Here is a 24560-nt window from a genome sequence, read left to right as displayed (position 1 = left end):
GTTAATTAGGCATCTGCTAAAGAATACGGCAACTCGATAATAGATAGCTGTGAGCTTTCATCTCCAGCAAGACGAAGTTGAGCGTTGTTTTCGGTATCATTTGGTAGTACCGCTGTAAGCAGTACTTTATCGCCATATTGGACGCACTCAATAATATTACCGCCACGACGGAAACCGTCATCAAGCGCAATTTCTAACGTAGTGTCAGTGGTGATTTTTTGATTGCTGGTACCGGACAAAATATACAAAGCGCGTTTATTACCACCGCGGTATTTCATTCTAGCAATCGTTTCTTGGCCCATGTAACAGCCTTTAGTAAAGCTGATGCCATTAATGGCTTGTAAGTTACACATTTGTGCTACGTACTGGCCTGAATGAGCGGCATCAATGTTGGGATAACCGGCTTTAATTTCTAATGCTTGCCATGCACTGGCATCAAACAATGTTTGACCCGATTGGTTGATGATTATTTCGGCTGCGGCTGATTTAATAATGGCAATAAAACGATCTCCATCGCGAATGATTACGCCCTGATCTACAAAGTTAAGTGTTTGCGATACATCGCCAAAATGTTCAGTAGCAAAGGCTTGTGCCTCTGCTCCAGCTATGCCGATTATGTGGTAGTCATCACTGACATCAGCCAGTTCAGCTTTACTAAATACCGCGTATTTTTGTAAATGTGGTAAATCTAAACTCAAGGCACTTTTGGGCAGTAACATGAATAAGCTATCGCCCACAGCAAATGTTCGGAAACTGGCAAGCATTTTACCTTTAGGGTCGCAATGCGCGCCCCATTTCCACTCGTATGTACCAAGAGAGGTAATGTCTGTAGTGACTTGGCCTTGAATAAAGCTACGCCCTTGCTCTCCGGTGATTTCGATTAATCCCATATGAGCTAAACTTGATAACATTAATGCAGGAGATGTGGCGATGAAATCCCAATCTGGTTGGTTTACTGAAATAGTCATAACTATCCCTAAGCTGAGAATAAGACGGTATGCTTGGAGTGTAACGGAATAATACAATGCTCAACAGGGGGCAAGGTTTTAAAAGCCAATAAAAAAGCTACCTTTTGAGCAAGGTAGCTTTTCGAGTAAGCCAATTAACCTGAGTTAATCCATTGCGAAGCAAAAGTTAAAATAATACTCGCGCACGGATAGTGCCTTCGATTGACTTCAACTCAACTAATGCTTCTTCGGCTTGGTCTGAATCAACTTCCATTACCACATAACCAATTTGAGCAGTAGTCTGTAGGTATTGTGCGGCAATGTTAATGTGCTTCTCTGAAAACGCTTGGTTGATTTTGATCAACACACCAGGACGGTTATGGTGAATATGCAATAAGCGTGAAGTACCACTATGTTGAGATAATGACACTTCAGGGAAGTTCACTGCAGATAAGGTTGAGCCATTATCTGAGTATTTCACTAGCTTGCCAGCCACTTCAACCCCGATATTTTCTTGTGCTTCTGCAGTACTGCCGCCAATGTGTGGCGTGAGCAATACGTTGTCTAAACCTCGAAGTGGAGTGATGAATTCATCATCATTAGACTTAGGTTCAACCGGGAATACGTCAATTGCTGCGCCAGCAAGATGCTCAGATTTTAGCGCTTGGGCTAGGTCTTCAATATCAACCACGGTGCCGCGGGAGGCATTGATAAAGAAACTGCCTTGGCGCATTTTAGCAAATTCAGCCTTAGCGAACATGTCTTTGGTTTGTGGCGTTTCGGGTACATGCAGGCTGACAACATTGGCCTGAGCCAATAACTCATCCATAGAGCGAACTTGTGAGGCATTACCTAACGGTAATTTATCTTCAATATCAAAGAAAATCACTCTCATGCCTATGGTTTCAGCTAAAATACCTAGCTGAGTACCGATATGACCATAACCAACAACACCTAAGGTTTTACCACGGACTTCAACACTGCCATTGGCGCTTTTTAGCCAACCGCCGCGATGTGAAATCGCATTACGCTGCGGAATACCACGCATTAACATGATGATCTCACCAATCACCAATTCTGCAACACTACGCGTGTTGGAAAATGGCGCGTTGAAGACCGGAATACCCAATTGTTCAGCTGTCGATAAATCGACTTGATTAGTCCCAATACAGAAGCAACCAATAGCAGCTAGTTTTTCTGCATGATGTAATACTTCAGCTGTCAGTTGCGTGCGTGAGCGTAAACCAACAAAATGCGCATCTTTGATTGAAACCAGTAATGCAGCTTCGCCGAGTGAGGCTTTGTGATATTCAATATTGGTGTAACCTGAACGTTCTAGTACATCGACCGCAGTTTGGTGGACGCCCTCCAACAGCAGGATTTTAATCTTATCCTTGTCAAGCGAATGTTTCGCCATGATATGGGTACCCTCTTATCATTAAATGGTGCTTATGCTAATGCTTATACTAACAGTTATGATATAAATGCAGACTTCCGACGCAATACCAAAGTAGCACTTTTTTTAGGGCTTGTGGAGGGCTAGATGGCTGAAGGAATATTTTTAATTGAGAACAATATCGCAGAAGAGGAATTTTCGATGAAAAAAGGTGTGATATGGATAACAATTTATCTGTTGGTATTGTTGTGGTCGCTGATAAACCCTAAAGATATGTTTACTTGGTGGCTGGAAGCCATCCCTGCATTACTCGCATTACCGATATTGTTTTTTAGTCGTAAAAGCTTTCCGCTAACCCCGTTAGCTTATGGCCTTATTCTAGTGCATTGTTGTGTGTTATTTGTGGGAGCTCGTTACACCTATGCTGAAGTACCATTATTTGACTGGCTAGCTCAACTGATGGGCAGTGAGCGAAACAATTACGATAAAGTCGGCCATTTTGCCCAAGGTTTTATTCCGGTGATATTGGCGCGTGAAATTTTTATCCGTAAGCAGGTGATACAAATAGGTGCTTGGTGCCAGTTTTTAGCGGTATGTTTTGTGCTCGCATTTTCAGCTTTTTATGAATTAGTTGAATGGTGGGTCGCCATTGCTACTGGCGAAAATGCGGAGGCTTTTTTAGGCACTCAAGGGTATGTTTGGGATACTCAATCTGACATGTTTTTAGCATTAATTGGTGGCGTGTGTGGCGTATTGTTGCTTTCATCTCTTCATAACAAACAGATAGCGACCAAAATGGCGGTCAATAACCATTTGGTGTGACTGCGCAGGCTGGGCTTATCGTGGCATAAAAGGCATCATAAAATAGCTAAATTTGGCTGCTAGCCTGAGAATTAATTAATGGCTTTAAGCGAATGTAAAGTATGAGGCTTATCAGTCTTGAATTAGTGATAAAGTCTATGGCAAGTCAGTCAAACTTACTATTAATACTTTAGACTTACATAATAGCCATAATAACCAGCAAATTTTTACTATGCTTGCTGTATAGAAAGGTTTTTATCATAACAGTAGCTATTGAGAGTGACCGATTAACCACGATTATCTAATCTGTCGGTTAATCCATTTACAAGATAAGGCGATTAACTAATAACCAAATAAAATGTTCTAAATATAAAGAGATGAAAGTAAACTATCTGCTCTGCCTAGTTCTGAAGGCTAGTAAATGAGTTCCATTTACGTATAGTATATAACCTCAGGATGTGATCAAGGTATGTTGAGCAATAATGTACTTTTCAGGGAGAAGAGTGATGAGTTCGAATATCGATGAGTTGGTGTTCTTGCACCAAATCGCAGCACCTTGCCATTTAGCTATTTTGGCTGAATCTATCGGGTTAAAAACTCGCATTGTAAAACATGCGGCTGAGCTTGAGTTAGAAAAAAAATCCAATAACTTTTATCTTATTTCACAAAAGGGCGCAGCCTTAGACAGTAAAGGTATTCCGTTATTGGTGTCGCGTTTAGTCGAACATGTTCCGGTTGCTTTATATCAAGTTGAACGAGGTTCACTTGATCAAGAGTCTGCACTGCTCCAAGGCGTGCGTGGTTTATTGTACAGTGATCAACGCATGGATTTAATGCTAACGGGTTTGCGTAAAATGGTGGCTGACGAATTGTGGTACGACCGGCCATTGATCAGTAAAATCTTTAGACGTTTAGTTCAGCAGTTAGATACTCGTACTGAAATCCCTGCCGATACCGTTGCCATTCTCCAAAGGTTGACCAATCGAGAAAGAACTATTATTCAGCTTGTCTCTAGTGGCGCGCGTAATAAAGAAATTGCCCAGCGATTGTGTATTAGTGAACATACCGTTAAAGCCCATATCTCCTCTATTTTCCGTAAAACAGAGTCACGCAACCGAGTTGAGTTATTACGTTGGGCACAAACTTATCAAAGTCACTGGGAATTGGTGAGTTAACGTACTGGACGATTTATCCAATAACGACAATAACGACAATAACGACAAAAAGGAGCTTAGGCTCCTTTTTAATGGGGTGGTGTTATCTATCGCGTTTATCTTTTAAAAGCTTAAGCTAATCAGTACACTGAGCTTTCTAGTAATGATAATGATGGATATTAAGAATGAGTATTTGGTTTAAAACGGTCACTTTAGAAGATTGTGCTCGTTTGGATGCAGGGATGCAGGGAAAGGGCACCTTAATGCAAACTTTGGGCATTAAAATCACTGAAATTGGCGATGATTATATGGTCGCCACCATGCCTGCTAATCCCGCTGTGCATAATCCATTAGGGATGGTTCATGGTGGCGCGAATGTCGCACTCGCGGAAACGGTAGCCAGTTATGCTGCCAATTTTGTGGTCGATTTCACGCGCTATTATTGTGTCGGACAAGAAATCAACGCCAATCATTTAAAAGCATCACGTAATGGCGAATTAACCGCGACAGCAAAACCTGTACACATTGGCAAGCGCAGTTCTGTATGGGAAATATTAGTGCACAATAGCGCTGGCAAACTTTGCTGTATTTCAAGAATGACAGCTGCAGTTGTAGAGCGATAAGCTATAGTTAGAACAATAGCGACTAAATCTAAAGTAGATCAACATTTTAGTCTTGCTGCCTATTTATTATGTAGATAACGTTACTGCTTGTTTAATCATAATGAATGTACAAGGGCTAAGGGGAAGTGCTCGGACATTTGTTAGCTGAACAGAGTGTTTTTGGCTTCAACTTGTTTATTCAGCATCGTAATATAAGGAAAATCCATGGACAATATTAACCCTTGGGAATGGGTCGGCTACTTAGCTTCGGTCGTTGTTGCTATTTCCTTGATGATGGCGAACATCAAAAAATTACGCTGGTGGAACTTAATTGGTGCTGGATTATTTGTGGCTTACGGCCTGGCCATAGATGCATTACCCGTTGCTTTGGTTAATTTTTTTATTGTGTTAATTGATGCCTATTATTTGATTAAGTTATACCGTAAACCAACCCCGCCCACAGACTAATCATTCCTTTACTCAATGATTTAATACCAAAAAGGTAAACTGACAACGTTGGCTTTTTTATTGTCATTACACTGTTTTTTGGATTAATTTAAATAGTTTTAATCGCTTTTAACGTATTTGGCTATCTATTTTAATCATTATAATTAATCCTCTTGCGCTTCTATAATGTGTCCATCAAATGGTGGTTTGGAGTAGGAGTATTCATATGGCAACCGTTTATGACTTAATTGAACAGTGGTTAGCCGACCGCGCATAAAGAACAATAAATAACTCAAGTTAATTATTTAACCAGTCAAAACGGTGTATCGTGGCAGATGTGTAAAACGCAATGTCTGCTGGCGAAGGTGGTCCACGACGTTGACAAAATTGGTATTTAATAGAAACGCTGGCCGGCATCGTAAGTAAGCCTCCCTTAGATGTTCAGTAAAAGAGAGTGGGATCATTTCACTACAGCGGAGATAGAGCAACGCAGGATCCGTTGCCGAATAACACTATGCCGTTAAGTCTTCGCCTTGATTAAAGCAATTTGAATTCCCGCTGCATAACCAGATAATTAATACGATTGGTATTAAACAGGCTTTAGCCAAATTACAGCCATTTAGCTAAGCAATAGGCGACCATTTATACCTAAATGCTATAAATTGGTCGTCTATCAAAAACACGATAATAATCATCCTCTTACTGTTTTGCTCACAATCATTTGCTGACGCAATAATGTGTTAACTTACCAATATATAGGCACTTTTAGGGCACTTTTACGTGACTGCTCCATGGCAAACAATAAACTGGTTTCTTTATTGTCTAACCAGGTTTCAATATTAAGTTGATACTGCTCACTAAGGAACCTTAATATTTTATACGCAGATAGCGTGCTGATCCCCAACGCTAAGTCTTGCCACGGTGCACGAAAAGCCTCGCGCTTTTTGGCTTGGTACATTTCTCCATAAGCAAAGCCAACTAAGATACTTTCATCCAGTGCGTCTGCAACGTGTTGGTAATCTACGCTATTCATTTCAGATGTTATCGGCATTAATTTGCCAATACGTTTCCATGAGGCTTGTTGTAATTGGTTAGCAAACAAGCCCAGTTCTGGATAATTGCCCCATTGATGTTGACCACTTTCAGTGGTTAATAACAAATCGACTAAGGCCAATTGTAATTGACCATACTCAGGTTGTTGCCATATGGAGGCTAATTGAGTTGAAATAGACATCGAGCTGATATGGTTTTCTAGTCGTTGGCACACGAGAGGTTTATTATTGATGTTGGCAAGAAGTTTTGCGTCGTCTTGCAACAATAAGCAACAGCTTTGCAGTGGACTAACAAATATTAGCGCCTGTTCAAGATGATCAAATAATGGGCTAGTGTGCTGATTGAGTAAACCAAATTGATCTAGGGTGAGCCTGAGTAAGCGCACACAACGACGTAATTCCCCCCATAATGCTGACTGTTGTTGTTCGTCGTCATTAGAGACAGTTAACCTATTTTCAATCAGTTGCCAGCGCTCAAGCCCCGTTTCTAGTATGGCGCTAAGAGTTTGCTGTAAATTATTACTTTTTGACAACGAGATGTAATCAATATTCTCGAGGGTGACGGGTTTTGATTTACCCGCAAGCTGGTAACCTCGCTGAGCTTTACTGGCCTTACCTAACCGCAAGGGCACTGATTTAGCCACTTCAATTGCCAATTCTATTAAGGCTGAAGTATCACCTGCAAGTAATTCAAATTCTAGCTCGCATATGGGATCAAGGTTATTTTTTGCAATGATTTCACCCACATCCAATGCGACCTCAACGAGGCTGTTATTGAGGTAAATATGCCAGGTTTGGCGGTTGAAATTGGTTTCAAAAATACACCCGAGTGATGCGGAGATGTTGTCGATATTATATCCTACCGGCCAAATTTTATTTGGGAAACGTGACAGGATCGGTATTTTTTGATCTATGTTGACATTATATTCGGGACGAGAGTGGATCCCTCCTACGACCCTACCTGCTGTTTTTATGGTCTGTTCGAGTTGGTTATCAAAACCTCTTACGCGTAAGCCCATATCCCAACGACGCAACTGTAAATCGTCTGTATCGAAATATCCGTTGGTGAGGTTTTTCTGGCCTTGAGGGGTCGAATTAGGGTAGTCATTCAATATTTTTTTTAATAAATCATGGTGTTGTGCTTGAATGAATAGTTTTAACTCTATTTCTGCGTCCATTGACTTTATGTTTGCCTTGTCATCAAATGTTCATTAATGCGTCATATTATCTTCATAATGTCACATTGCTGTAATAAAATTATCTTAGTATAGCGTTGCTCGCATCATATATACTGAGTAACGATAACAGAGAAACTGTCGTACGAAATTAAAAAACACAGTTTCATTATGTGTACGCTTGGGTTAACATGCGCCCGCTTTTTCCAAATTGGAATTTATTAAATAGGTAAACGGCAATGCCAGTAAACTCTATTTTAGGTGTGTTTGCAAAATCACCTCTTAAGCCTTTAGAACAGCATATCGACAAAGTACATGAGTGTGCATCACTTCTTGTTCCTTTCTTTGACGCAACTATCTCAGGTGACTGGGATAGTTGCGATAAAGATACGCAAAAAAATTAGTTTGCTGGAAAAAGATGCTGACTCACTTAAACGTGAAATTCGCCTGACTCTTCCTGGTGGATTATTTATGCCTGTTGAACGGACTGACTTGCTTGAGTTATTAACTCAACAGGACAAAATCGCCAACAAGGCAAAAGATATCTCTGGCCGTATTATTGGCCGTCAATTAGTCCTTCCTCAGCCTATGCAAAAAGCTTTTGGTGCTTATCTACAACGTTGTTTAGATGCGGTATCACTTGCTAAGCGGGCTATTAACGAACTCGATGATTTGCTCGAAACCGGTTTCCGGGGTCGTCAAGTTGAGTTAGTTGCCAAAATGATCAATGAATTAGATCTTATCGAAGGCGATTCTGATGACTTGCAAATTCAATTGCGTCGTCAATTGTTTGCATTAGAAGCTGAATTGAATCCGATTGATGTAATGTTCATGTATAAAATTATCGAATGGGTTGGAGGTTTAGCAGATCTTGCTGAGTGTGTCGGTTCCCGCCTAGAGCTAATGCTAGCTCGTAACTAATTACAAAGGTTATCAAGGAAACAAAATGGTTGATGTATTAGTCACCAATGGCCCTATGCTTATTATGATAGCGGCTGCATTCGGATTTTTAATGGCATGGGGTATTGGTGCAAACGACGTAGCCAATGCAATGGGGACCTCTGTAGGTTCTAATGCCATTACCATTAAACAAGCGATTATTATTGCAATGATCTTTGAGTTCACCGGTGCATTTTTAGCCGGTGGTGAAGTCACAAGTACTATTCGTAAAGGTATTATCGACGCCAGTTATTTTACTGACGTACCAGAGTTATTGGTATACGGCATGATTGCCTCATTACTTGCTGCAGGTATTTGGTTAGTGGTAGCGTCAGCGTTAGGCTGGCCCGTTTCTACAACCCATTCGATTATTGGCGCGATTGTCGGTTTTGCCGCAGTGGGTGTCAATGCTGACGCTGTTGAATGGGGTAAGGTTGGCGGTATTATTGGCTCTTGGGTTGTGACACCCGCAATTTCGGGTTTTATTGCTTATATCATTTTCCAAAGTGTGCAAAAGCTGATTTTTGATACCGATGATCCGTTGGGAAATGCTAAGCGTTATGTGCCTTTTTACATGGCATTAGCCGGTTTTGTGATGTCTCTTGTGACCATTACCAAAGGTTTAAAGCATGTAGGCATCAATTTTTCAACCGTAGAAGCTTATCTTTTAGCGGCGGCTGTTGCGGCCGTAGTTGGTCTTTTGGGTAAAGTGGCCATTAGCCGTTTAAAAATGAGCGACAAAGCTGACCGTCAAACTCAGTATGGTAATGTTGAAAAAGTCTTCGCCATTTTAATGGTTGTAACTGCATGTTGTATGGCATTTGCACATGGTTCAAACGACGTTGCTAACGCGATTGGTCCATTAGCTGCAGTGGTTTCTGTGGTTGAAAGTGGCGGTGTTATTGGTGCTGAAGCTGTTCTAGCATGGTGGATTTTACCATTAGGCGCAGTGGGTATTGTGTTGGGGTTGGCTATTTTTGGTCAGCGTGTGATGAAAACCATTGGTAAAAACATCACCCATTTAACGCCAAGCCGTGGTTTTGCTGCTGAATTAGCTGCCGCATCGACTGTGGTTATTGCTTCTGGTACCGGTTTACCTATCTCGACCACACAAACCTTAGTGGGCGCAGTGTTAGGTGTGGGCATGGCGCGTGGTATCGCGGCAATCAATATTGGTGTGGTGCGTAACATTGTTGTGTCTTGGGTTATTACCCTGCCAGCAGGTGCTGCATTATCTATTGTGTTCTTCTTCATTATTAAGAGCATCTTTAGTTAATTTAGCCAAGACCCAATGAAGTATTAACAGAAGTGTGAGTGCGAATGCATTTAAGAAGGAAGTCATATGACTTCCTTCTTGCATTCAGAGCATTTAATAAATAGCATGACCATAAGTTTTCTGAGTTTGGATAAATACCGTGTTAAGAGTACTTTCAATCCTTATATTTTTACTTGCGCCAAGTGGCGTATTTGCGGCCCAAGCACCAACGCGTTTTATTTCTGATGATGTGTATACGTTTATTCATGGTGGACCGGGTACAGAATTTCGTATTCTTGGTAGCGTAGAAGCGGGTCAACCGATCACGTTATTGGATAATACCGATGGTGATTTCACTCAAATTATTGATCATAAAGGCCGAGAAGGCTGGGTATTAACCAGTTTAGTGACCGATCAGCCTAGTTTTCGTGAACGTTTTCCAGAGATGGAAGCCCAACTGAAGCAAGCTAATGAGCAATTAAATCAAATTACTCAAAATACTGACAATACTGAAGAATATTTAATTCTGGCTAACGAAAAGGTGACTGAATTAAACGCTGCATTAACGATAGCGGTTAAACAGCGAGATGAAGCCGAGTTAAAAGTGCAGCAAGGGGTTGATAATCGTCGTTATCAAATGTGGCAGCAAGGTGGCTTGATTGGCGGTATGGGTGCATTGATTGGTATTATATTGGTGTACTTACCGCGTCCGCAGCGTCGTAAAAATAGTCGTTGGATGTAATAATATCCGTTGATGATGAGCTTCTATAGAATCAAATCATCTTTTATGCGATTCATATCCTTGCTAAAAAGCCAACTATTCAAACGTTGGCTTTTTTTATTTCATTTTTTTCTATAAGAGTCATTCATTTTTTTATTATGTTAAATAAATATTAATTGTTACTTAACAAGCTGTTAAAAACCTTTACCTGTCAACTTTCACGTCTTATCACATTGCGCACGGATAATGCAGTGATGAAAATCAAACAATTGTTGGCAATTTTTTATCTATAGTGTCCAAGTTCACATTTTGAAGGTATAATCGCCGAAAAATAGATCGTACATTGTATACAAAATAGAATATTTATGAATACTGTGTTCATTTAATAGCCACAACAACCATCCTTAATCTGACCTAGATGGAATCGAATACTATGTTCAAAGCGAGTGAAGTACTGGAAGGCCGCTATGACAATGCCACTCTTGATGAGTTATTTAAAGCCATTACTGATAACTATATTGTCGATGAAGAGCAATACCTATCTGAATTAATCAAGTTAGTGCCTTCGTCTGATACAGACATTGAGCAAGTCACTCGTCGCGCTCACGAACTCGTTAGCAAAGTACGTCAGTTTGAGAAAAAAGGTTTAATGGTAGGGGTTGATGCCTTTTTACAACAATACAGTTTAGAAACACAAGAAGGGATTATCCTAATGTGTTTAGCTGAAGCTCTGTTGCGCATTCCTGATGCTGAAACTGCCGATGCGTTAATAGAAGATAAGCTGTCTGGGGCTAAGTGGGATGTACACCTTAACAAAAGTGGTTCACTACTGGTTAATGCCTCAACGTGGGGGTTAATGCTTACCGGAAGAATCGTTAAGTTAGATCGTAACATTGACGGTACACCGAGTAACTTGCTTAAGCGTCTCGTTAACCGCGTTGGCGAGCCTGTGATCCGTCAAGCGATGTTAGCTGCGATGAAGATTATGGGTAAGCAGTTTGTATTAGGGCGCAATGTCAAAGAAGCGCTCAAAAATAGCGAAGCTAAGCGTAAGTTAGGTTATACCCACAGTTATGACATGCTTGGTGAGGCAGCTTTAACGGCCAGTGATGCGCAAAAATACTTCATCGATTACAGTAACGCTATCGGTGATTTAGGTGCGCAGCAATTTGATGAGTCTGACGCTCCACGGCCAACAATTTCAATTAAACTGTCAGCATTGCATCCTCGTTATGAAGTCGCCAATGAAGATCGCGTATTAACCGAACTATACGACACTGTCATTAAGCTGATTGTTCAAGCCCGTGAGCTGAAGATTGGTATTTCAATTGATGCCGAAGAAATGGATCGTCTTGAACTATCGTTAACATTGTTCAAGAAATTGTATCAGTCAGATGCCGCCAAAGGATGGGGCTTACTGGGTATTGTGGTGCAGGCCTATTCGAAGCGCTGCTTACCTGTTTTATGCTGGGTGACTCGTCTTGCAAAAGATCAAGGTGATGAAATTCCATTACGTTTAGTAAAAGGTGCGTATTGGGATAGTGAGCTTAAATGGGCTCAGCAAGCGGGTGACGGGGGGTATCCTTTATTTACTCGTAAAGCGAGCACTGATGTGTCTTATTTGGCCTGTGCACGCTTCTTACTATCAGATGCCACTCGCGGTGCTATTTACCCGCAATTTGCTACTCATAACGCGCAAACGGTAGCCAGTATTAATGCCATGGCCGGCGATCGCCTTTATGAGTACCAACGCTTACATGGTATGGGGCAAGAATTGTACGACACCATTTTATCTGAAAGTGGTGCTAAAGCCGTGCGTATTTATGCGCCAATCGGTGCCCATAAAGACTTGCTGCCTTACTTGGTCCGTCGCTTACTTGAAAACGGTGCGAATACCTCATTTGTGCACAAGTTAGTAGACCCACATACCCCTATTGAAAGCTTAGTGGTTCACCCATTAGTGACCTTACAAGGTTATAAAACCTTAGCTAATCAAAAAATTGTGCAGCCAGCAGATATTTTTGGTGCAGAACGTAAAAACTCTAAAGGACTAAACATGAACATTATTTCTGAATCAGAGCCATTTTTTGCTGCATTAGAAACGTACAGTGCCACTCAGTGGACTGCGGGTCCGTTGGTTAACGGTCAGACCTTAACGGGTGATGTACAAACGGTAGTGAGTCCTTTTGATACTTCATTAACGGTAGGCACTGTGGCGTTTGCTGATGCTAAGGCAATAGAGCAAGCGGTCGCGGGTGCAGATGCCGCTTTTGGCCGTTGGGCGCGGACTCCGGTTGAGACGCGTGCCAATGCACTGCAAAAACTAGCCGATTTACTGGAAGAAAACCGAGAAGAGCTGATTGTGTTGTGTACCCGTGAAGCGGGTAAGAGCATTCAAGACGGTATCGATGAAGTACGTGAAGCGGTCGATTTCTGTCGTTACTACGCCGTGCAAGCGAAGAAAATGATGGCTAAGCCTGAATTACTTCCTGGCCCGACAGGTGAGCTTAATGAGTTGTTTTTACAAGGTCGCGGAATTTTTGTTTGTATTAGTCCATGGAACTTCCCGTTAGCGATTTTCATCGGCCAAGTATCAGCGGCGTTAGCCGCGGGTAATACCGTGATTGCCAAGCCAGCTGAACAAACCTGCTTAGTGGGTTATCGTGCCGTGCAGCTTGCACATTTAGCGGGGATCCCTAAAGATGTATTGCAGTTCTTACCCGGTACGGGGGCTGTTGTCGGTTCTGCCTTAACGGCTGATGAGCGTATTGGCGGTGTGTGTTTTACCGGGTCTACTGGTACAGCAAAGCTTATCAACCGTACCTTAGCCAACCGTGATGGCGCCATTATCCCATTAATCGCTGAAACCGGTGGTCAAAATGCCATGGTGGTTGACTCAACGTCACAGCCTGAACAAGTGGTAAATGATGTAGTTTCTTCATCATTTACCAGTGCTGGTCAACGTTGTTCAGCACTGCGAGTGTTGTTTCTACAAGAAGATATTGCCGATAGGGTGATTGAAGTGATGAAAGGTGCAATGGAGCAATTGGTCATTGGCGATCCTAGCTTCGTTAAGACGGACGTGGGCCCAGTGATAGATGCAACGGCTAAAGCAAACTTGAATGCCCATGTTGACCATATTAGCCAAGTAGGTAAGTTAATTAATAAACTTGAGTTACCAGCGGGTACTGAGAAGGGTCACTTTGTAGCCCCAACAGCGGTTGAAATCGATTCGATAAAGATGCTAGAAAAAGAGCATTTTGGGCCTATTTTGCATGTAATCCGTTATAAGGCTGCTGATTTAGGCAAAGTGATTGACGAAATCAATAGCACTGGGTTTGGGTTAACATTAGGGATCCACAGCCGTAATGAAGGCCATGCGCTTAATCTAGCCGATAAAGTGAATGTCGGTAACGTGTACATTAATCGTAACCAAATTGGTGCCGTAGTGGGTGTGCAGCCATTTGGTGGTCAAGGGTTATCAGGTACAGGTCCTAAAGCCGGTGGTCCACATTACTTAACCCGTTTTGTGATTGAAAAAACTCGTACCAACAACATTACCGCTCTTGGTGGTAATGCGACATTGCTATCGTTAGGCGACACTGACGAGTAAGGTAATGTGTTTTATCTTTTAAGCCCACTTATGTGGGCTTTTTTATGCCACTAATTGGACGGTTCGCTTTTACGCTTATTGACAGCAAGAGGAGTAAATTCAGAGCCGTATTAATATGTCTTCCCTAAAAATAAGTGAGGCGTTCAGAGTTGCATACAGAGTTGCATACAGAGTTGCTTACTGAGTTACAAGAACGGGTGACAGTTGAATATGATTGCGTGTTAATCCTCGGCCGACGTTTTGACATAATTTACCAAAACGGCTGATATCACCTAAAGAGGGCATAACGCCCTGTGCGATTGCCGCTTCCCAGTAGGTGACCTCAGAATCGATGAGATCTAATAGTTTTTTTGGGCAGCCCACACAACTGTTAGCGGATCCACAGCGAAAGAGATCAGGGGAGTCTAATGGGAAGGTTTGTTTTACTTGGGCAATGAGTTGTTTCATTGCAGTGATCCGATCGGGTTTATGGGTCATATTTCACCTACGCTGAATACCCTGCACATTTATCCTTGTACTATTTAGACAAGGCCATAATGCGATGGTATAAATGTGTGAATGCTTATATAGAATAGCAAATCGACATTAGGTTAATACTAACGTAAATCAATTTTTACTTTAAAAAGGGGTGACAAATCGATAAGTTGATCAGGGCTTATGGTTCTTTCGTGATCCCAATTTATTCGAGATAAATAGTGTGGCTCTTTAGATAAACCCGCCTGGTATCAAATCGCCACAAACTGCTGCAAAATTGATCTCCAAAGATCAACAGACTCTATATTTATGTAAATTAGTTGTAGCATTTTTCAGATTTAAGAATTAAATACGCCAAAATAAAGGAAGTCTAGACGTCTATATTGACAGTGGTGAAGAGTTCTCTTATTCTTGGCACAACTTGTTTTGATGTGACTGCAATATATAGCAGCGTTGAACATTTTGTTAAATATTCATTGATGACCGAGATTGAGTCGTACTCGCTTTTCTCATCCGCCAATCCCTATTCGTTAAGATAAAGAGAGACCATTTTGACTAAAGCTACTTCATCAGCCACCTCGGCAGTAAACAGCCCGGCATCGTTTGTGGCATTATTGCCACTTTTTTTGTTTTTAGGATTGTTTATTGGTGCAGGCTTATATTTTCAAAGTCAGGGTGTTGATTATGCGTTCTACCAATTACCCAGTGTTATTGCCATTTTACCTGCCATTGTATTGGCAATATTGTTGTCAAAGCAGCAAATCAATAGTGCGATAGAAACCTTTATTGAAGGTATTGGCCACAGTAATATTATTGCTATGTGTTTAATTTATTTATTGGCTGGTGCATTTGCTGCTGTTGCCAAAGCAACTGGCGGCGTTGATGCGACGGTGGCACTCGGTTTATCGTTTATTCCATCCAATTTATTATTGCCTGGTTTTTTTGTTATAGCCGCTTTTATTGCAACATCGATGGGGACGTCGATGGGCACCATTGCTGCCGTTGCGCCGGTGGCGTTAGGGGTCGCTGATCAAGCTCATATTGACTATGCCATAATGGCGGGTGCGGTAATGTCTGGTGCGTTATTTGGTGACAATTTATCGATTATTTCAGATACCACGATTGCGGCAACGCGAACTCAGGGCTGTGAAATGAAAGATAAATTTCGTGAGAACTTAGTGTTTGCTATCCCTGCGTCGATCCTCACCTTGATTGCTTTTTCATTTGTCGGTCAAGGGCAAGCAGATATTGTTGCTCAGGATATTGAAATCTTAAAAGTACTACCGTATTTAACCATTCTAGTGTTAGCGGTGGTCGGCTTAAACGTATTTGTGGTGCTGTCATTAGGGATAGTATTAGCCGGCGTGACAGGCGTGTTAAGTTCTCACTATACCTTTATCCAATTTGGTAATGACATTTACACCGGTTTTACCAATATGCAGGAGATTTTTATTCTGTCGATGTTAGTCGGTGGTTTAGCGGCACTAATGCAGCAGCAGGGTGGACTAACGTTTGTCAGCAAGCAGATTGAACGTCTAATCAAACGTTTTTCAAAAGCGAATGGCGAAGCATCAAGCCGTGCGGCAGAGTTAGGCATGGCCGCGATTGTTGCCGCTACCAATACATGTGTAGCTAACAATACTGTGTCGATTGTGGTGACGGGTGATATCGCCAAGGAGCTAGCCGAAAAGCATGGGGTTTCCCCCAAACGAGCGGCCAGTATTCTCGATATTTTTGCTTGTATTATTCAGGGATTAATTCCACATGGCGCCCAAGCACTATTAATTGCCTCTGTGTTTACCATTAGTCCATTAGTCGCAGTGTCTAATGCTTGGTATTGTATGATTTTGGCCGTCATGGCAGTGATCATTGTGATATTTCGTAAACGAGTCTAAATCGGTTATATGATCAATCATGACTTGCTTACCCAGTTTAAGTGGCGACGAATGTAGCTATTTTACGATAATCAAGTAATAGCCAATCAGTAATGATTGGCTATTACTGTTCTTGGTTCTTGGTTCTTGGATATTGGTCATTACTTTTGCGTTTTCCGGGTTAACATGCCCATGCCTGTTTTTGCTTAAGTATCGACCCGTTCCCTGGAGTGGCAGCAATCATAATTGACACCTAAAGATTGTGTTCATGTCATTGATGCTATTGGATTAGCGTCAGTTGGATTTTGCCAATTGTTTGATAAATTTTTACCTATGTTGTGTCATCGGCTATATGGTCATTAACCCAGGTGAATATTTTATGCTACATCTGCCTCGGGTTAAGCATGCTAATAAAAATTAACACGTAACAAACTAATGTGGACCTATTTCTCGGAACCCGTTATTTTATGTCCATTCTTGCTTGAGTATTGTCCATGACACCGATGCGATTAAGTCATTATTTAGCTGTGTGTGGCGTGGCATCAAGACGGCAAGCTGCGCGACTTATCGATAGTGGTCGAGTGAGTCTTAATCATCAATTAGCCAAGCATACTGATCGCATTAACCCCGCAGAAGCGGTGACTGTTTTGGTGGATGGTAAACCCATTTTGCCCGTGCAAGCTAAACAGTATTGGCTGTACCATAAGCCTGTTGGCGTTGATTGCCGTTTATTAGCTAATGATCCCCATAGTCTGCTCCATTTATTACCCGAGTCACCCAGGCTGTATCCTGCAGGGCGTTTAGATAAAAATTCTCGCGGATTATTACTGCTCACTAATGATGGCCAATTGACTCAAGCGTTAATGCATCCCGATTTTTATCATCCAAAGACTTATGTCGTCCAAGTGGATAAGCCTATTAGCGCAGAATTTTTATTGATGATGGCGCAAGGCGTGCAATATGGGCAAGTGCAAACTCGACCGTGTGACATTCGGCGATGGAGCTCTGAGGCGGATGAAGACAGATTTGAGATCGTATTAACCCAAGGATTAAATCGGCAGATTAGGCGTATGTGTCAGGCGTTGAGCTATAAAGTGATTGATTTAATGCGTACCCAGTTGCTGGATGTGTGTCTTGCTGAATTAGCAGAAAAAACAATGCGGCCATTAACGGCCGCAGAGTTATTGAGTCTTAAATGCGCAGTAAGCTGAGCATTTTGTTAAACAATGATTATTTAACAATGTCCATTTCAGCTAATAAATTGTCAGCATGATCTAAGTACTGCATTACCCAGAGCATATAACGGCTGTCAACTTGGATGGAACGATTGCTTTGAGCGTCGTATCCCCAGTCACCAATGATACTTTCGTACACACCGTCAAACAGCAAACCGACTAATTCAGCGCGGCCGTTTAAGGTGGGTGATCCTGAGTTACCGCCGGTTGTATCAAGGGTCGATAAAAAATTAACCGGGACTGAGTCAATGGCTTTGACATAGTAATCGCCGTATTGCTTTTGCTTAATCAGCTCAAGCTGTTTTGCTGGTGCATCAAATGGGTCAACTCCAGTGTCTTTGGCTAAAAGGCCTTCTAAACGGGTAAAAGGCACTGCCACTAGGCCATCTTGTGGTGAGTAACCTTTCACGTTACCTATTGTCACCCGCAGGCTTGAGTTTGCATCGGCATAAACCGGTTTACCTTGCTCGCGGTTATAGGCAATGATCGCGTCCATATATTGTGGACGTACTTTCATTAAGTCACCTTCTAATTGCTTTTTCTCTTTTTCGCGCGCCATGTCAGCATCAAAGGTTTGTACTGCAAATTGAATGAATGGGTCGTTAGAGACTTTAAAGTCGGCAACCGATTTGTTCATCCATGCTAAGCGAGTTTCTTTGTTGTTTAGCTTGGTGTTGGCGTACATTTTATCCAATGTGTTCGCTAACGCTTTAGCATCAAATTTTTTGCTAATACCAAAGGCTTTATCTAAAGAGGCTAAATGCTGCTCTGCAGGTAATGCGGCATAGCGCGTCAGTAAATCGGCTAGCAGGGCTTTATCGACACTGGCGGCATAACGGCGATCAATACGTTCCATGCTTGAGGTAAAGTTGGTCATGTCACGTTCTTGGTAACCTGGTTCACGTTGCATATCAGCTAAGGTTTTCTCATTAGCTAAGCGATACAAATCACGTGCGGTGGTGACCATAGTGGTGTAACCGATATAACCTAATAAAGTGTCTCTTTGCTGATTTTGCTGACTCTTAGCAACCAGTTTTTCTAAGCTTGATAGTGTTTCGCCATATTGCTGTTGGCGCTTTTTATCTTTGCCGATCCAGTTTGCTAAATCGCTCTCTATTTTCTCACGATCAGCGAGCATGGTTGATTTACCATAATACTCAATCATCGAGGTAAAATTTTTGGCATAATTGGCTAAACCAGCAATCAAGCTTTCGTATTTAATCCGCTCGTCGCTGCCTTCTGGCGCGGTTTCTTTGATGATCTCAATCATGCGCTCTTGCAGGACTTTCCCTTCAGGATAAGCCCACTCAAACTGATTATTAACTTCATCGGCAGTGCGGTAGCGGTTAGTACTGCCTGGGTAACCGGCAACCATCACAAAGTCGCCATCGCTAACGCCCTTAGCGGATACTTTTAAAAAGCTTTTTGGCTCGTACGGTACGTTGTCTTTGCTAAAATCGGCAGGCTTTCCGTCTTTAGATACATATGCCCGATAAAATGAGAAGTCACCAGTATGACGTGGCCACATCCAGTTATCGATATCGCCGCCGTATTTACCTACGCTAGCTGCTGGATTGTAAGCTAAACGCACGTCACGAATTTCTAACTGCTTAACCAGATAATATTCTAAGCCACCATGGAAGCTATAAACTTGGCAGCGGTAACCGTCTTCTTTTTCACACTCTGCCACTAAGGCTTTTTCTTGCTGTTCGATGCCTTGGTAAAAATCATTACCCACCTTATCCATTTGGTTTGCTTTAACGTTATCGGTAACATTGGTGACCGCTTCAGTCACAAAAATACGTGAACCCGGTGTAGCTGGCAGTTCTTCTGCGTAAGTTTTGGCTAAAAACCCGTCTTTAAGTAGGTTTTTTTCTGGGGTTGAGTTGTACTGAATTGAACCATAGGCACAGTGGTGATTGGTGACGACTAAGCCTTTTGGCGATACAAATGAAGCGGTACAACCACCAAGGCTGATCACGGCATTCATTGGAAATTCAGTTAATTTAGAGATTGATTCAGCGCTGATCTCTAAGCCTTTTTCCTTGAGTTCATCGGCCATCGCAGGTAGTTGATGTGGTTGCCACATACCTTCATCTGCCATAGCGCCAAAGCTGGCTGCTATTGCAACAGTTAATAACCATTTTTTCATTATATAATTCCGTTATTTTTTGGGGAGGAGGTGTTAGCGTGTGATGAATATTATGGCCATTCATGTCTCATTCTTGTTTAATTCTTGTCTAATTGTGTTGGTCAATGTTATTAAAGCGTAAAACAAAAAAGTCAGGCTTAGCCTGACTTTAACAAATGTTTTATCATCTTAATAGGGTTTGTAAAACTCGCTTACAAATCCATTTTATGAGTTATATGGTTCAGGCTAATGCCACCATCAACTGGGCAACAACAATCAAGGTACCGAGTAAGCCCGCGATGATAAGTCCCAAACTGCCACCAGAGACTTGGTAGCCGCCCAATGGCTGTGAACGTTGCTTTAATGCCATTGCAATGGGTAAATAGATAATTATCACCACCAATGGAATAGCTGCAAAACCAAGGACGCTTAAAAAGCCATCTGGGTAGTAAAGTGCACACAATAGCGGTGGTATAAAGGTAATGAGCCATGTTTTAGCGCGACCTGAGGCATCATCCTTGGCTCGAGTGAGTTCGGCAACATAGTCAAACAAGCTCATGGTAACGCCTAAGAACGAAGTGATTAATGCAAGGTTAGCAAATAAATCAATGGCTTGGATTATAATTCTTGATTGAGCTAAGCTTTGTAAAGCTGCAACGAGTTTAGGCAGTGAACCACCAAAGCTATGGACGGTTTCGCCGCCTAAAGACCCTAAGGTCACTAACAACCACAGGATATAGCAAACCAGTGGAATGCTCGAGCCGATCAATAACACTTTTCTGAGTGAAACGGCATCACCTTCTAAGTAGCGCACAATCGTCGCAATACACACATGGAAACCAAATGAGGTAAACACTACAGGAATGGCTGCTAGCCATAATTGTTGTAGCGCTGTGCCTGAAGCAACATCGGTTGAGTAATTGTTTAATGCACTGATTAAATTAACGTCTGGTAATAAAAATGCCACCACAATGACGAGTAACACCACCATAGAAGTAAATAAAATGCGTGATACTTTATCAATCCACTTCACGCCAATGGCAATTAATCCACCAAAGATAACCGTAAACAGTATGATGGCTACTTGGTTGCTCATGTTAATGCCGATGGGTTGTAAACGGGTTTCTAATAGCGATGACCCTCCCATCAGATACACCATGGTTAACGCAAATAATAAGCTCAGGAATGAGCCACCTTGAATGAGCTGGCCAACTTTTCCCAGTGTTTTACCGGTAATGGCATGGACGTTATCGCCGACACCAGAGTGAAGATTAATTTCTAACATCAATAACGAGGTGTAAGCTGATAACCCCCAAATAACCACTAATAAGATTAATGCGGGGATCATACCCAAGGCTGCCGTTGCTAATGGTAGCGCTAACATGCCTCCCCCAATGGCCGTTCCAGCTACAATTGAAATAGAGCCTAACGTTTTAAAATTCACAGAAAATGTCCAGTCTAATTTTTATTTTATTTGTATCGGACATTAGCAGAAGGGTGACAGAGCAGGCAAGGATCTTTGACTGTTAAAGGCTAACAGCGGTGTTTGTAAACAATTACACAACAATAGACCAAACTTTTTTACACGTGATTTTTGCAATAGCGTAGCATTACGGCGTTACTGTTGGGGTGAGGTTATTTTTATGCCGAATTTACACTGTAAAATGAGTCCATTGAATAAAATTATTTAATCGTTATAATGCGAATTGTTTTAGGGGAGTAGCTAATCTTGTCTTGCTGTTATGGCACACAAGATGTCTGTATCAACATAATTGGCCTCACGCCATGGTGCAGACAGTAACTCACTGTTAATCAGTGGTTTTACCAAGCGAGACCTAAGCACAGTAACTGCATCAAGGGGTATGCGGTGGCTCGTGCTTAGTTGTCATTTACCCCTAGGAATATCACATTGGAAGCTTTATTCGCCTCAACTCTTACTGTTGCCATCGCTGAAATAGGCGACAAGACTCAATTATTAGCCTTGCTGCTCGCGGTGAGATTTAGCAATAAAAGCGCTATTATCTCAGGTATTTTACTCGCCACAATATTGAATCATTTCCTTGCTGCATGGCTTGGCCAGTGGGCAATTACTTGGATTGATCCACAATGGGCGACTTATCTGGTGGCCGGTTCATTTTTTGCTATTGCGTTATGGGTGCTTATACCCGATAAAATCGATGATGATGATAACCGTTTCTATCAACTCGGTGCTTTTACTGCGACGTTTATTTTGTTTTTTATTGCTGAAATAGGGGATAAAACTCAAATTGCCACTGTAGTCTTGGCGGCAAAATATCAATCACTCACCTGGGTTGTGATCGGCACGACATTGGGAATGTTGATTGCCAATGTCCCTGTTGTACTCGCTGGACATTTTAGTGCTAATAAATTACCCATGAAGCTTATTCATCGAGGTTGTGCTGTATTGTTTGCACTGCTTGGCGTGGCTACACTCATGTGGTAAATGGAGGTTTAATGCCTGATAGCCAACTTCTCGATGCAGAGACTGCCCGTGGGTTACCTTGGGTCGTCGCGATTGCCTTTTTCATGCAGTCGCTTGATGGGACGATCCTCAATACAGCACTCCCGGCGATGGCCAGCGATTTAAATGAAGATCCACTGCGTATGCAAGGCGTGATTATCGCTTACATGCTCACCGTTGCCTTGTTGATCCCTGCTTCTGGCTGGATTGCTGATCGCTTTGGCACCAAAAAAATCTTCTTTGGTGCCATCTTATTGTTCAGTGTTGGATCATTGCTTTGTGCATTGTCCTATTCATTAGACATGCTCATTGGCGCTCGGGTTATTCAGGGGTTGGGCGGCGCGTTAATGTTGCCTGTGGGGCGACTGGTGGTGCTTCGGACATATCCGCGTTCGGAATTAGTACGGATCATGGGCTTTATCACCATTCCGGGTCTACTCGGTCCGTTGATCGGTCCAACGATGGGCGGTTGGATGGTGCAATACCTGACATGGCATTGGATCTTTTTGATCAATCTGCCCGTTGGCGTGGTGGGTTGTTATGCCGTGTGGCGGTTCATCCCCGATCTCCGTGGCAAGGAAAAGTTGCGTTTCGATAGTCTGGGTTTTTTACTGTTTGGTGCGGCGATGTTGTTGATCACCATTGCCATGGAAGGGCTAGGCGAACTGCATATGCCACACCTACGGGTGATGTTATTGTTATTTGGTGGTATGGCGTGTTTGATAGCATATTGGTTGCGGGCAGGGCGTATTGAGCATCCGCTGTTTGCGCCATCATTATTTCGGACGAGGACGTTTGCTATTGGCCTATTTGGTAATCTGTTTGCTCGCTTGGGCAGTGGCGCGTTGCCGTTTCTGGTGCCATTGCTGTTGCAAGTGGCGCTGGGTTATTCGCCATCTCAGGCTGGGATGAGTATGTTGCCATTAGCGGCTGCGGCGATACTGGCCAAGTATGTGGCACGACCGATTATCGAACGTTTAGGCTATCGCTTCGTACTGACTACTAATACGTTGGCGCTGGGGCTTATGCTAATGAGCATGAGCTTGGTAAGCGAACAGACTCCATACTGGTTATTGTTGGGAATGCTGGCTATTCTGGGCGCAATCAACTCGTTGCAGTTCACGGCGATGAATGTTGTAACCCTAATAGACCTCGATGATGCCAGTGCCAGCAGTGGCAACAGTTTGTTGTCGGTGGTAGGGCAATTATCATTAAGTCTGGGGGTTGCCTGTGCAGGGGCTTTACTCGGCGGCTTTAGCACTGATGTCGACAGTGATGGAGTGGGCACTGTGCTTAGAGCTTTCCAACTGACGTTCGTTACGGTTGGCATTATGACGATGTTAGCCGCAACGATCTTTTCGCAATTGTCTAAAGAAGATGGACGTCGAGTAAAGCATCCGTAGAGTAAATCACGTCTTAGGCGCACCCGTCGGAAGAATACCCTAACGCTATTGTTGTTTTATCGATGAGTCGCCTGATGACCATTGATCCTGTTGTTCATCACCGTCGTGGCATACTGCCACTGATAATGGTGTTCATGCCACTGATGCATATTAACAGAATGTTAACCTCTCATTTGTTTGCATGTCTTGGCTATTCTCATATTACGCCGCTCTAGAGAGAGCGTTTGCTGTGATCGTTAAATGGTTAATATTACCCATTACACCATAAGTACTCTAACGTTTATTTTGTGCACTCCGGCATACATTTCCTCGTATCTGTGGCTAAAATATAAGCATGCACAAACATTATATGGGCGCGCGTGCATTTAATTGTGTAAAAGCATAGTAAAGGAGTCTCGATATGGATATGAAGAAACATGGTTTATCGATTGGCATAAACCGAATTGAAAATGTGTTTTTTGTGACATTAAAAGCAACGGGCACATTAACCCACCAAGATTACCTCGTCATTACCCCAATGCTAGAGGGGGCATTAAGCCAAGTTGATCAACCTCAAGTGAGTTTATTTCTCGATGCGACTGAGCTCGACGGTTGGGATTTGCATGCTGCTTGGGATGATTTAAAGCTGGGGTTAAACCATAAATCAGAGTTTGAAAGAGTGGCGATTTGGGGTAATAAAGGCTGGCAAGAATGGGCGGCCAAAGTAGGTAGTTGGTTTATTGCAGGTGAGATTAAATATTTCGAAGACCAAGATGACGCCTTAAAATGGCTTCGATATTAACACTGATGCCCAAAATAAGCGGATGTGGATTGATCAATATGTCGTTCGCGGTATGAAGCGTTGATTTTACCTTAGTGA

At 42.4% G+C, this 24560-nt stretch carries 18 protein-coding genes, 1 pseudogene and 1 riboswitch; of the genes and pseudogenes, 13 read left to right on the top strand and 6 right to left on the bottom strand.

Annotated elements, in window-relative coordinates; all coding sequences use genetic code 11:
* Positions 1-5: 5 nt before the first annotated feature.
* On the bottom strand, positions 6-968 hold the full coding sequence (gene ygfZ, locus AAEY93_RS06590) for a tRNA-modifying protein YgfZ (protein ID WP_124014002.1): 963 nt from the start codon (positions 966-968) through the stop codon (positions 6-8).
* Positions 969-1134: 166 nt separating this feature from the next.
* Positions 1135-2364 (bottom strand): phosphoglycerate dehydrogenase, encoded by a 1230-nt coding sequence (serA, locus tag AAEY93_RS06585; RefSeq protein WP_101032883.1) that lies wholly within the window; start codon positions 2362-2364, stop codon positions 1135-1137.
* 180 nt (positions 2365-2544) lie between these two features.
* Here serA and AAEY93_RS06580 point away from each other — a divergent pair, with 180 nt between their 5' ends.
* The 4 genes from AAEY93_RS06580 to AAEY93_RS06565 all read left to right on the top strand — a co-directional run bounded on the left by AAEY93_RS06580 (position 2545) and on the right by AAEY93_RS06565 (position 5368).
* A complete protein-coding gene (locus tag AAEY93_RS06580) occupies positions 2545-3165 on the top strand; it encodes a DUF2238 domain-containing protein (RefSeq protein ID WP_101034750.1) in 621 nt (206 codons plus the stop codon).
* Between the two features lie 485 nt (positions 3166-3650).
* Positions 3651-4319 carry a helix-turn-helix transcriptional regulator gene (locus AAEY93_RS06575; protein WP_101032882.1) on the top strand — a complete coding sequence of 223 codons (669 nt, stop codon included), beginning with the start codon at positions 3651-3653 and terminating at the stop codon, positions 4317-4319.
* A gap of 164 nt (positions 4320-4483) precedes the next feature.
* The gene (locus AAEY93_RS06570) at positions 4484-4921 is read left to right on the top strand and encodes a PaaI family thioesterase (protein ID WP_101032881.1); all 438 of its coding nucleotides are present in this window, start codon (positions 4484-4486) and stop codon (positions 4919-4921) included.
* A 204-nt stretch (positions 4922-5125) separates the two neighbouring features.
* A complete protein-coding gene (locus AAEY93_RS06565; protein ID WP_101032880.1) occupies positions 5126-5368 on the top strand; it encodes a YgjV family protein in 243 nt (80 codons plus the stop codon).
* Between the two features lie 724 nt (positions 5369-6092).
* On the opposite strand, the gene AAEY93_RS06560 is transcribed toward AAEY93_RS06565, so the two are convergent.
* Positions 6093-7577, bottom strand: a complete 1485-nt coding sequence (locus AAEY93_RS06560; protein WP_351075561.1) for a CYTH domain-containing protein — start codon at positions 7575-7577, stop codon at positions 6093-6095.
* Positions 7578-7813: 236 nt separating this feature from the next.
* On the opposite strand from AAEY93_RS06560, the pseudogene AAEY93_RS06555 reads away from it, so the two are divergent.
* The 4 genes and pseudogenes from AAEY93_RS06555 (at position 7814) to putA (ending at position 14102) form a co-directional block, all read left to right on the top strand.
* Positions 7814-8495, top strand: a pseudogene (locus AAEY93_RS06555) (TIGR00153 family protein).
* A 25-nt stretch (positions 8496-8520) separates the two neighbouring features.
* Positions 8521-9789 carry an inorganic phosphate transporter gene (locus tag AAEY93_RS06550; RefSeq protein ID WP_101032877.1) on the top strand — a complete coding sequence of 423 codons (1269 nt, stop codon included), beginning with the start codon at positions 8521-8523 and terminating at the stop codon, positions 9787-9789.
* 139 nt (positions 9790-9928) lie between these two features.
* Positions 9929-10510, top strand: a complete 582-nt coding sequence (locus tag AAEY93_RS06545; protein ID WP_124014005.1) for a TIGR04211 family SH3 domain-containing protein — start codon at positions 9929-9931, stop codon at positions 10508-10510.
* 397 nt (positions 10511-10907) lie between these two features.
* The gene (gene putA, locus AAEY93_RS06540; protein WP_351075556.1) at positions 10908-14102 is read left to right on the top strand and encodes a bifunctional proline dehydrogenase/L-glutamate gamma-semialdehyde dehydrogenase PutA; all 3195 of its coding nucleotides are present in this window, start codon (positions 10908-10910) and stop codon (positions 14100-14102) included.
* 177 nt (positions 14103-14279) lie between these two features.
* Here putA and AAEY93_RS06535 read toward each other — a convergent pair whose 3' ends face one another.
* Positions 14280-14579 (bottom strand): hypothetical protein, encoded by a 300-nt coding sequence (locus AAEY93_RS06535; protein ID WP_351075553.1) that lies wholly within the window; start codon positions 14577-14579, stop codon positions 14280-14282.
* 548 nt (positions 14580-15127) lie between these two features.
* On the opposite strand from AAEY93_RS06535, the gene AAEY93_RS06530 reads away from it, so the two are divergent.
* Together AAEY93_RS06530 and AAEY93_RS06525 are read left to right on the top strand one after the other, a co-directional pair.
* Positions 15128-16471 carry a Na+/H+ antiporter NhaC family protein gene (locus AAEY93_RS06530; RefSeq protein WP_101032873.1) on the top strand — a complete coding sequence of 448 codons (1344 nt, stop codon included), beginning with the start codon at positions 15128-15130 and terminating at the stop codon, positions 16469-16471.
* 482 nt (positions 16472-16953) lie between these two features.
* A complete protein-coding gene (locus tag AAEY93_RS06525) occupies positions 16954-17661 on the top strand; it encodes a 23S rRNA pseudouridine(2604) synthase RluF (protein WP_164839524.1) in 708 nt (235 codons plus the stop codon).
* Positions 17662-17680: 19 nt separating this feature from the next.
* Here AAEY93_RS06525 and AAEY93_RS06520 read toward each other — a convergent pair whose 3' ends face one another.
* Both AAEY93_RS06520 and AAEY93_RS06515 read right to left on the bottom strand, forming a co-directional pair.
* Positions 17681-19837, bottom strand: coding sequence for a S46 family peptidase (locus AAEY93_RS06520; protein ID WP_351075549.1), 2157 nt, complete (start codon positions 19835-19837; stop codon positions 17681-17683).
* A 220-nt stretch (positions 19838-20057) separates the two neighbouring features.
* Positions 20058-21260, bottom strand: coding sequence for an aromatic amino acid transport family protein (locus AAEY93_RS06515; RefSeq protein WP_101032870.1), 1203 nt, complete (start codon positions 21258-21260; stop codon positions 20058-20060).
* Positions 21261-21518: 258 nt separating this feature from the next.
* A riboswitch (yybP-ykoY riboswitch) is annotated at positions 21519-21630 on the top strand.
* Between the two features lie 95 nt (positions 21631-21725).
* Between AAEY93_RS06515 and AAEY93_RS06510 the strand changes: the two genes are divergently transcribed.
* The 3 genes from AAEY93_RS06510 (at position 21726) to AAEY93_RS06500 (ending at position 24482) form a co-directional block, all read left to right on the top strand.
* Positions 21726-22280: a TMEM165/GDT1 family protein gene (locus AAEY93_RS06510; RefSeq protein ID WP_124014010.1), complete on the top strand. Its 555-nt coding sequence runs from the start codon at positions 21726-21728 to the stop codon at positions 22278-22280.
* Between the two features lie 11 nt (positions 22281-22291).
* Positions 22292-23701 (top strand): multidrug transporter subunit MdtD, encoded by a 1410-nt coding sequence (gene mdtD / locus AAEY93_RS06505; protein ID WP_124014011.1) that lies wholly within the window; start codon positions 22292-22294, stop codon positions 23699-23701.
* A 400-nt stretch (positions 23702-24101) separates the two neighbouring features.
* Positions 24102-24482 (top strand): SpoIIAA family protein, encoded by a 381-nt coding sequence (locus tag AAEY93_RS06500; protein WP_101032867.1) that lies wholly within the window; start codon positions 24102-24104, stop codon positions 24480-24482.
* Positions 24483-24560 lie beyond the last annotated feature (78 nt).

Origin of the sequence: Shewanella sp. CAL98-MNA-CIBAN-0140 (genome assembly GCF_040309905.1) — a bacterium.
Lineage (GTDB): Bacteria > Pseudomonadota > Gammaproteobacteria > Enterobacterales > Shewanellaceae > Shewanella > Shewanella psychromarinicola.
This window is presented reverse-complemented; position numbering and strand designations above follow the sequence as displayed.